The 9,007-nt window shown below is 39.9% G+C and carries 9 protein-coding genes, 1 tRNA gene and 1 pseudogene; 1 reads left to right on the top strand and 10 read right to left on the bottom strand.

Annotation, left to right across the window (positions count from 1 at the left end; translation table 11 throughout):
• Positions 1 to 60: 60 nt before the first annotated feature.
• The 10 genes and pseudogenes from AZH43_RS11590 to AZH43_RS11545 form a co-directional block, all read right to left on the bottom strand.
• Positions 61 to 2,313 (bottom strand): annotated as a pseudogene (locus AZH43_RS11590) (DUF927 domain-containing protein).
• The gene (locus tag AZH43_RS11585; RefSeq protein WP_067669845.1) at positions 2,310 to 2,645 is read right to left on the bottom strand and encodes a CHC2 zinc finger domain-containing protein; all 336 of its coding nucleotides are present in this window, start codon (positions 2,643 to 2,645) and stop codon (positions 2,310 to 2,312) included. Before AZH43_RS11585 ends, AZH43_RS11590 begins: the two are co-directional and overlap by 4 nt.
• Positions 2,646 to 2,912 carry a hypothetical protein gene (locus tag AZH43_RS11580; protein WP_067669843.1) on the bottom strand — a complete coding sequence of 89 codons (267 nt, stop codon included), beginning with the start codon at positions 2,910 to 2,912 and terminating at the stop codon, positions 2,646 to 2,648.
• Positions 2,913 to 2,914: 2 nt separating this feature from the next.
• Complete coding sequence (locus AZH43_RS11575; RefSeq protein WP_406564620.1) at positions 2,915 to 3,220, bottom strand: hypothetical protein; 306 nt, start codon at positions 3,218 to 3,220, stop codon at positions 2,915 to 2,917.
• Positions 3,220 to 4,143, bottom strand: a complete 924-nt coding sequence (locus AZH43_RS11570; RefSeq protein ID WP_067669841.1) for a hypothetical protein — start codon at positions 4,141 to 4,143, stop codon at positions 3,220 to 3,222. The genes AZH43_RS11575 and AZH43_RS11570 overlap by 1 nt, the downstream gene beginning before the upstream one ends.
• Before the next feature lie 3 nt (positions 4,144 to 4,146).
• A complete protein-coding gene (locus tag AZH43_RS11565; protein ID WP_067669838.1) occupies positions 4,147 to 4,458 on the bottom strand; it encodes a helix-turn-helix transcriptional regulator in 312 nt (103 codons plus the stop codon).
• A gap of 14 nt (positions 4,459 to 4,472) precedes the next feature.
• Positions 4,473 to 4,709 (bottom strand): transcriptional regulator, encoded by a 237-nt coding sequence (locus AZH43_RS11560; protein WP_067669837.1) that lies wholly within the window; start codon positions 4,707 to 4,709, stop codon positions 4,473 to 4,475.
• Positions 4,710 to 4,848: 139 nt separating this feature from the next.
• Complete coding sequence (locus AZH43_RS11555) at positions 4,849 to 5,535, bottom strand: hypothetical protein (RefSeq protein ID WP_067669835.1); 687 nt, start codon at positions 5,533 to 5,535, stop codon at positions 4,849 to 4,851.
• 598 nt (positions 5,536 to 6,133) lie between these two features.
• Positions 6,134 to 7,504 carry a tyrosine-type recombinase/integrase gene (locus tag AZH43_RS11550; protein WP_067669833.1) on the bottom strand — a complete coding sequence of 457 codons (1,371 nt, stop codon included), beginning with the start codon at positions 7,502 to 7,504 and terminating at the stop codon, positions 6,134 to 6,136.
• Between the two features lie 188 nt (positions 7,505 to 7,692).
• Positions 7,693 to 7,779 (bottom strand) — tRNA-Leu (locus AZH43_RS11545).
• 177 nt (positions 7,780 to 7,956) lie between these two features.
• Here AZH43_RS11545 and queA point away from each other — a divergent pair.
• Positions 7,957 to 8,997 carry a tRNA preQ1(34) S-adenosylmethionine ribosyltransferase-isomerase QueA gene (gene queA, locus AZH43_RS11540; protein WP_067669831.1) on the top strand — a complete coding sequence of 347 codons (1,041 nt, stop codon included), beginning with the start codon at positions 7,957 to 7,959 and terminating at the stop codon, positions 8,995 to 8,997.
• Positions 8,998 to 9,007 lie beyond the last annotated feature (10 nt).

Raw genomic sequence — 9,007 nt, 5'->3', positions numbered from 1 at the left:
GGGGGGGGGGGGGGGRGGRRRRAGTCGGACGATCAATTACAGCATTTTCGATAAATTAAGTCAGCTCAACCAGCMAWRYMYWGMARCARAAWSMSKAACYKSAWYWWCRRMAAMMWRSKRWKAAWCCGCATGATCTGAAHTGACATAGCTTGCACGCTTATTACCTTCGATTAAGGTATCAAAACGGCTATTTCCGTTCGCCTCAAAAAATGCTCTGACTTGCTGGAGTATCTGCCGATCCTCAAAGTCCCCGACCATTTCAAAGCTATTTAACCATGTCTTAAATACGCTGATTACAGCCTCTAAAGCCCTGCCTTTTTTCCAGCCTGTAATATTGGCTTGTGTTGCCAGCTCGCCAGCCACGGCGACAACGGCAAAACGTGAAGCCACTCGGGCAATGTGCCCTTGTGCATTGTCGGGGGTAATTTTGGCTTTAAACTGTTGATACATTTTTAAGGCTGTTTCAGTAATTTGCCCCTTATCATTGGTCAAATATTCAAGCCATGCTTTGCCAGCCACGCCATAAGCATTGATTGAGTTTTCATACAGCATATTGGCTTGCTGTGAGGCATCAGGGGCAAAATCTACAAGATCAAATACGCCATATTCACAAGCATCTAAGCTAATTTCAGGTAATCGGATTTCTTGCCCAAGTTTAGCCGTTTGCCCGATTTCGTTCAGAATCTCTTTAAAGGTCTTTTCGCCACTGGATAAGAACAAGACACGCCATTGCTGTGGGGCTTTGGTTATCGCTGTTCTTGCCATACGTGCCTTACCTTGACCATTGGCAAGCATATACACGGTTTGCCCAATATCTTTGGCACTGGCTTCGCCAATTTCATCCAGCACTAAAAAACCATCATTGTGCATAAAGGCTGTTTGCTCTAAGGCGTTGCCTGTAGATCGCCAAGTACGGTAATACTCTTTAGGGTGTCCCCATACACTACAAGCGAGATAAATAGCGGTACTTTTGCCTTTTGATGATGTGCCATTAATATGGAAGCCACCGCCTTGCTGGTTTAATGGTTCAAGTAACTGCCCAGCAAAGGCACACGCTACACTAAATACAAGCTTTGAATGGCTTTCGAGTAATAGACTTACGCCATTTTTCCACGTTTCTAATTCACCTTTGAATTGAAAGCGGTTATCTAGCCCATCTGTACGCTGATACACGATCACTTCATCATGCTTAGTGGCTGGATTGCTATAGGTTTCTGTCGGCAATACATAACGATGACCATGCCAGCCGACACTATCCACACATAAAGCAAATTTATCGACTGGATAACTCATAAGGTAGATTTGAAAAAGCTCTCTGCCCCTGCGGTCAGGGGTAATAATCACACCCTGATTGGATAGGGCTTTTCGTGACTCTGTACCATCACCTTGAAATAGCTCATTCGGTACAGCCCAGTTATGGTGAATAAAAGCATCGTCTTGCCACTGCAATAAACGCCCCCAGTTATTACTGGTGTTATCCCTCGTTTTGGCTGTTACTAAAATTGGGCTGGAGATAAAGCGTTCCCGATATTCACCATTTTTTAGCTTTTCGATGTAGAACACGCCTTTATCGTGTACCTCAAAACTGCCGTTTTCCCATTCCATTGGCTCCGCAAGCATACCATCAGGTAAATTATCGCTTGGTGATGGTGGTTGATACTGTGCCGTGATTAAGGCTGTAATATCACCTGCTGTCGTGGTTAGACCTTGTTGCTTGCGTAGGTCTGCCCAATCCATTACATCGCCTTTTTCGGGCAAATTCAGCCCATCTAAAACGATATATCGAATATCACAGCCCAATACATCAAGTTGCTGAGCAATTTCATTAAAAAACTTGGTCCCAGCCTTGTCATTATCTGCCCATATGATAATTGAATGCTTCGCAAGTGGTTTTAAGTCGGTTTTGTCCGTGTTGCCACTGCCTCCGCATGTGGTAGCAGTTAAACCCAATGAATTGATAAAATCGGCTTTCTGTTCACCCTCAACGATATAAACAGACTGTTTCTCAGCGATATTTAATACCTGCTCAAGGGCATATAAGGGCTTTTTACCTTGCCCTATTGGATACAGCTCCGTGAAATTAGGATCACCAAATTTAAAACCACGTTCGCCACTGGAGAATACACGTATCCATTTATCACCTGTATGGTTGTTTTTGGCTCTCGCTTTCCAATACACAGGCATACCGTGACCATTGGTATAGCTGAATAGGTACTCAAACTGAAAGCCGTTTTTAACCTCACGTTCTGCCAACTTTTGAGCATGGATAAAAGCTTGTTCCTGGACTTCCTGATAATCTAAAAATTCAGTCATTTGTCATTCTCCCATGCACCCAAGTCTTTACACGCTTCGATAAAAGACTTACCTGTTAGCAATTGGTGAAATGCAATCAAATCACCGCCTTTTGCTTCGCAAGCCATACACTTAAAACAACCTTTACGGCTGTTAATGCGTAGGCTTGGGGTGCTGTCATCATGAAAAGGACAAATCATTTCTCGCCATTCGCCACGACCTTTGACGGCGTAGCCTCTAGCGGTTAAATATTCGATAGGATCAGGAAGTAATGCCCGATTTAAGCCAAATTTCTTTGACTTATCGGTATTGGTGTTTCGGTATTTCCCTAGCGTAGGGTGCGCTTTTTTCATTTATTCGCCCTCGTATTCTTTTTCTAAATCACGAAAGCGAATTTCATAAACATGGGCTAGCTCAATAGAAATATTCATGAGTTTGTCCAGTTCATCAAAATGTTCAAGCTGTAGGGAGTAACCATTTTTAATATGGCTTTTGAGTTGATAAATACGCTCTTGTACTTCATCAAATAAAAAAGCAAGGTGGGCAACATTGCCTTTGGCTTGAGTTGCCAAATCAGATAAATCTATTGAGTGATCTTTTAAAATTGAAGTATTAGGCATGATTATGCGCTCCTTGTAGAAATAGGAGCTTTGCCATTCACTTCCAAATGAGGGTGGCAAAGCTGAAAAGGGTTGGAAGACAGGACTACAAGGTTTCCTGTACGCTCGAAAGCGTCCCTCTCCAGCTTCGCCATAAAATGCGAACGCATAGAGATATTACGCACAAAAAAAGTCCATATAGCGGACTGTGCGCCTTGTAGTTTATAGCCTTCCACAGCTAACCCGATGATTTTGCATAGGGCATGTTTAGAATATAAAGCTTTGACTTGGTTTGCAATGTAATTTTGCAGTAATGGCATGGAAAGCATTAGGTGTGCCCTCCAAGTTGCTGGTTTGCAATCGCTTGGCGTATGCTTTGGCTATGGTTGTAATTCTCAATCGCCCATATAGCACGATCTTTATCGGGTATAACACCTTGATCAAAGTCATAAGGTTTATCTATTTCAATCAATGCTTGCTGATATTCACGTTCTTGGCTTTCCTGATCTTTTAAAACACACCCCTGTACCACAAGTGTTTTAGGATTAAAGTGCCAATTCATTTCCTTAATATCTTTAAGTGCCTGTTGCGCCTGTGCTTTGGTGTAGTAATCTTCATGATCAAAACGAGCTTGCTTAGTACCACAATTAGTAAAAAGCTGATACGTTGCCCAATAATCGCCAGCATGCCCTAATAAATCCTTATTGTTCAGTTTTAAAAGTTCAACTTGATCTAAGCGTTTATTAATCTGATATTTTGCATTATCAACTGTGGTTTTTTCGATTTTTAAAAAACCTGTGTTTGTGCCAATGGATAATAGAACACCCACAATATTCGAAGCGCACTGCAAGTTACTAGTGAAATATAAATGACTAGGCGAATATTCAGCTTCATGTGTCACCATCTCAGCCTTTCCGACTTCATTATCAAAACGATAAGCTGTAATTAAGTAAACTTGCTCTTTATCATCATTAAAAGGCTGAATTAAATCACTCGACAAAGCAAAATCATTGTCTTCAGCCATGAAATAAGCAAACTCAGATAAATTATCGTAACCATCCATTAACAAATTATTCTGAATTATCACCTGCATGGTGCTTGGCTGACTTAAATCGTATAAGAGATTTATAAATAACTTGTCAGCATCATATAGATGTGCCTGATCTGTCTGTTTGCATGCTATTCCATAAATGACTTTATCTGATAATTCAGGGTTACATGCTTGGTATGTTGAAGTTGAATAAATTGTCATTTCTTAATTCCCCGATTCTTTTGATTTCATCCATTCCGCAATGTCTTTTGCACGCCATACTGTGATGGTTGGGCTAAGTTTTATTGGCTGGGGAAATTCACCTTTACGGACCCATTCCCATAGTGTTTTTTCAGATACACCTATTAGACCTTTGCTGGCTCTACGTTCGCCAATTACTCGGGTTTTGCCCTTGTTAATGCCTGATTTATATTGATGAATACGTGCTGGACGTTCGGGAATGTTAGCAAGGTCTTTCATGCGGTAGTAACGCTCTGTACCTTGTTGGTTTTCACTCGACTGTTTTTGTTCAAGCATGACCACTCTCCCACCTATACCGATTGCATTGTATTGGTTTGCTTTTGGTTGTTATGCCATTGCACCAATTCTGCATAATCAAAATAAACAGGGGCTTGCCGTGTCTGCCCTGCCTTGTATGGTTTTGGAAATGTTGGATCTTTTGCTATGAGTTTGCGTAGCCCCTCTGCTGTAAGGTCTAGCACTTGGCATGTGGTTTTTTGGGATAGTCTAAGCGGTGTTACTTGATTTGATAAATTAAGGTCTTGCATATAATGCCCCTATCATTGTGTTACATGACTAGCTATTGCATGACATTGCAAAGCTGATAGGGGCTATTTTGTTATTGATTTCTATTGTTATATTTCAATTGAAATTCTATTGAAATGAAAAATAAATTCGTGGGGTATCTTACTCTTTTAGCCACTTTGTAACGGTATTACTTGATGGAATTTCTAAACCATTATTAGCTGCATGTGCTTCCATCATATTAAAGGCTATTGATGGGTTAACTTTTGGCAAACCAGCCATATCTGCTAAAATTGTGACAATCTTAATTACATTATCACTTTCCTTTGTACCCAAATTTCCTTTAATTTTTTTTAACTGCTTATTCTCTAATTTTAACTTTTCAATTTCTGCTTTTAGCTGTGCATTTTCATCAATCAAAGCCTGTTGGTTATTGCTACGCTCTAAGGCTGAAACAAGTTGATCATGACGATCTTGTTCTAATTTTTCTTTGCGCTCATGCTCCCTATGAAATGACTCTGATATTTTTGCAGATCTTTTATTAATTTCTTGCATTCGTTGCTGTTCTATCTCCTTAAATGATGAATGATCCAAATGTAACGGCTCAATTTGAGTGGCAATTGCTGCTTTAGTTGCCAATGACATATATTCAGAATATTTATCAGAAGTATCATTCATTACTGATCCAAATTCTGGTGCTTGATCAATTAGAGCCAAAAATTTGTCTTTAAGCGTGTTATTGAATGCCTCATTCACTCCACTCTTTGTTTGTTCTTGGTTATTTTTTTCGGACTGGGATATTTTTTCAACTAAATCTAACGTCAATTTTCCTAAGTGTTTAACAGTCATGTTTTATACTCTGTTCTTTAATACAGCACAGTATAAATTACCTTTTGATATAGTGGCATATAGAGATATATTCAGTAAAAAATTAAATCACCCATATTGCCTATACTCCCTATAAATAACTCACTTTTTTTAAAATGTCATTTTAGTCAATAAAACAAGTATTAATCCAAATATTCAGACGTTCCAGCATTCATATGGCTGGCAATTTCCTATTCTGTAACTCATTCACCCTATACAAAATTCAGCAAAAAATAGGTTACAAAAGTGGCTACAGCCTACAAATTAAATTTAATATTTATAAAACAGTATTTTATACAATAAAAAACATTCATTTTATGGCGTAAAACCCTATTCAAAAGTAAGTTACAGCCACAAAATAATGTCCTTAAAATTTAAAATAATTCAATAAAAACAAATATGTAACCTATTAAATAAAAAGTGTTACAGCTTTTTAAAATTAAATCATTATAAAACAATGATGTAACCTTGTAACACCTGTAACACTCAAAAAAATGGCATATCCGTAAAATAGAAAAATTAGAATTTTGGGAAAACTCGCAATTTAAAGGCTGTTTTTGCGTATGCAATTTTTGCCTAATTAAGCAATGAATGAATTTGTCATTTCAGCCAATTTAAGCTTAATCAATTTCGCATATTTAATATTAATTACCCCCTGCTTTGCCTGCTCCATTAATGAAAGGCTAAACTCCATCGGGCTGATAAATTTCTCTTGGTTGGCTTCTAGGTAATCACTCCACCAACAAAGCATCATTCTACGCTCTTCCATAAATTCAGCATGGTGCATATAAGCTAATCTAACGCCATTGCGTTCTTGGTGACTCATTTGCTTCTCTACGGCATCCTCAGTAAATAAAGTACTTTCAATTAATGCTCCGCATGCCATGCCCCTAAAGCCATGAATACATACATCATCTTGGGTGCTATAACCCATACGCCTAATCATGTCATTCACTGTGTTTTCACTCAGAAAGCCACCCATATCTACACTATTAGGAAATACATTTAAGGAAATACCGCTATAAACCTGAGTTTCTTTAATAAGTTTCAGTGCTTGTGGGGATAAAGGGATAAGATGCTTTTCTTTCATCTTTGCGCCTCTGTGAGAATCTTTATATCCAGCAATCAATTCTCTTGTGGGCGGTATGGTCCATATCTTTTTATCAAAATCAAATTCATTCCAGCGTGCAAAGCGTAGCTCACTAGATCGGGCAAAGGTATGCAAGGCGAACTCTAAGCACAGCTTGGTAATTGGGTTGCCTCCGTCATTCCTTAAACGACTGAAAAACTCAGGTAACCGTACCAATGGCAATTTAGGATAGTGCTTTGTCTTTCTTGTAATAGTGATTGCATCACTCAATGCCACGGCTGGGCTAAGGTCAATATAGCCCTTAGTAATGGCATAAGCGAAAATGCCTGAAAACCTTTGCCGTGTTTTACTTACAATTTCTAAATAGCCCTTTTCTTCAATCTTACTTAGGACGCTATACAAATCTCGGGTTTTAATCGTATCTATTGGTTTGCTACCAATGACAGGGAAAACGTACATTTCAAAGTTGCTTAAGGCTTTTCTCGCTGTGTCTTGATTCCACTTGCCAGTAGCTACATATGCCTCGTGCCAATCTCGTGCAATACGTTCAAAACTAAACTCATCGCTATTTTTGGCTTCTTCAATCTTTATTTGATTAATAGGATCAATATTATTGGCTAATTGATTTAAATAGATTGCACGGCGTTCCCGAGCTTCTTTGAGTGTAAGTGCTGGATAGTTCCCTAATGTCATTAATCCATCTTTACCATTAGGTCTTTTATATTTGAATCGCCAAACTTTCGAGCCATTCTTACGGACAAATAAAATTAGACCTTGCCCATCATACAAGCTGTAATCTTTTTCTTTAGGTTTTGCGCTATCACATTGAGTAGAAGAAAGTGGCTTAATCTGTTTAGCCATAAGGATTTCACTCCGAATGAGGATACGGAAGTTGACCGCAGTGGATATATCCTCAAATGTATCCTTATTATTTTACGCTGTATAGTGGTATATGTTTGTATGTTTCTGCATTTAAAAACAACAAAGCCCTGAATTATCAGGGCTTTCGAAGCTTATATGCTGTATGTTGGCATATAATTTTATATCTGTGGTCCCGAGGGTCGGACTCGAACCGACACGTCATCGCTGACAGTGGATTTTGAGTCCACCGCGTCTACCAATTTCACCACCTCGGGAGTGGATGAGGGCTATATTACGCGAATTCTCGGCACTGTCAACAACAGATATATGTGTTTGATTAATTTTAGATCACACAGTATTTTTTTGTCTTAAAAATAAGCAAAATCAGCCGAAAAACTGAAAAACGCATATAATAGGCGCAATTTATTCCCCAACTGCTTTATACATTTCTCATGCAACTTTCTGATTTCAGTTTTGATCTCCCAGATGAGCTGATTGCTCGCTATCCTTTAGCAACCCGCAGTGCATCCCGCCTGTTGCACCTCGACACACAAGGCCAATATCACGACTATCACTTTACCGACATTTTAGACCTGCTGCAGCCGGGCGATTTGCTGGTGCTGAATGACACCAAAGTGATGAAGGCGCGTTTAAAAGGCAAACGTGCAACTGGCGGCGCAATCGAAGTACTGGTCGAACGCATGATGGACAAATTCGTTGCACACTGCCACATCAAAGCCAGCAATTCACCGAAAGAAGGCGCTGAACTGTTTATTGGCCCAGATGAAGTTAAGGTGACAGTTAAAGGCCGTCATGAAAACTTATTTATCGTTGAGTTTTCTCAGTCAATTTTAGATGTCTTGGATAAATACGGCGCATTGCCGATTCCGCCTTATTTCAACCGTGAAGCTGAAGCCATTGATACTGAACGCTATCAAACGGTCTTCAATGATCCAAGCAAACTGGCCTCAGTCGCTGCGCCAACCGCCAGCCTGCATTTTGACGAGGCGCTGCTGAAAAAGCTGGAAGAAAAAGGCATCAGCAAAACCTTTGTGACTCTGCATGTCGGCGCAGGCACATTCCTGCCTGTACGCACCACAGATATTGAAAATCATATTATGCACAGTGAATGGTGTGACGTATCTGATGAATCAATGGCGCTGATTAAAGCCACGAAAGAACGCGGTAACAAAGTCATTGCTGTCGGCACCACAGCAACCCGCGCAACCGAAAGCGCAGCCCAATCCAATGGCGGCGAGCTGAAAGGCTGGACCGGCGATACGCAAATTTTCATTTATCCGGGTTATGAATTCAAAGTGGTTGACCGGTTGATCACCAACTTCCATTTGCCGGAATCTACCCTGCTGATGCTGGTGTCTGCCTTATCAAATCAAGACAATATCTTGAATGCCTATCAGCATGCGGTAGATAGCCAATACCGCTTCTTCAGCTATGGCGATGCCATGCTGATTGACAACATCAACGTCAAATAACTGAAGAACC

Origin of the sequence: Acinetobacter pragensis, assembly GCF_001605895.1 — a bacterium.
Classification (GTDB): domain Bacteria; phylum Pseudomonadota; class Gammaproteobacteria; order Pseudomonadales; family Moraxellaceae; genus Acinetobacter; species Acinetobacter pragensis.
Note: the sequence above shows the minus strand (reverse complement) of the source record. Positions and strands in the feature narration are given on the sequence as shown.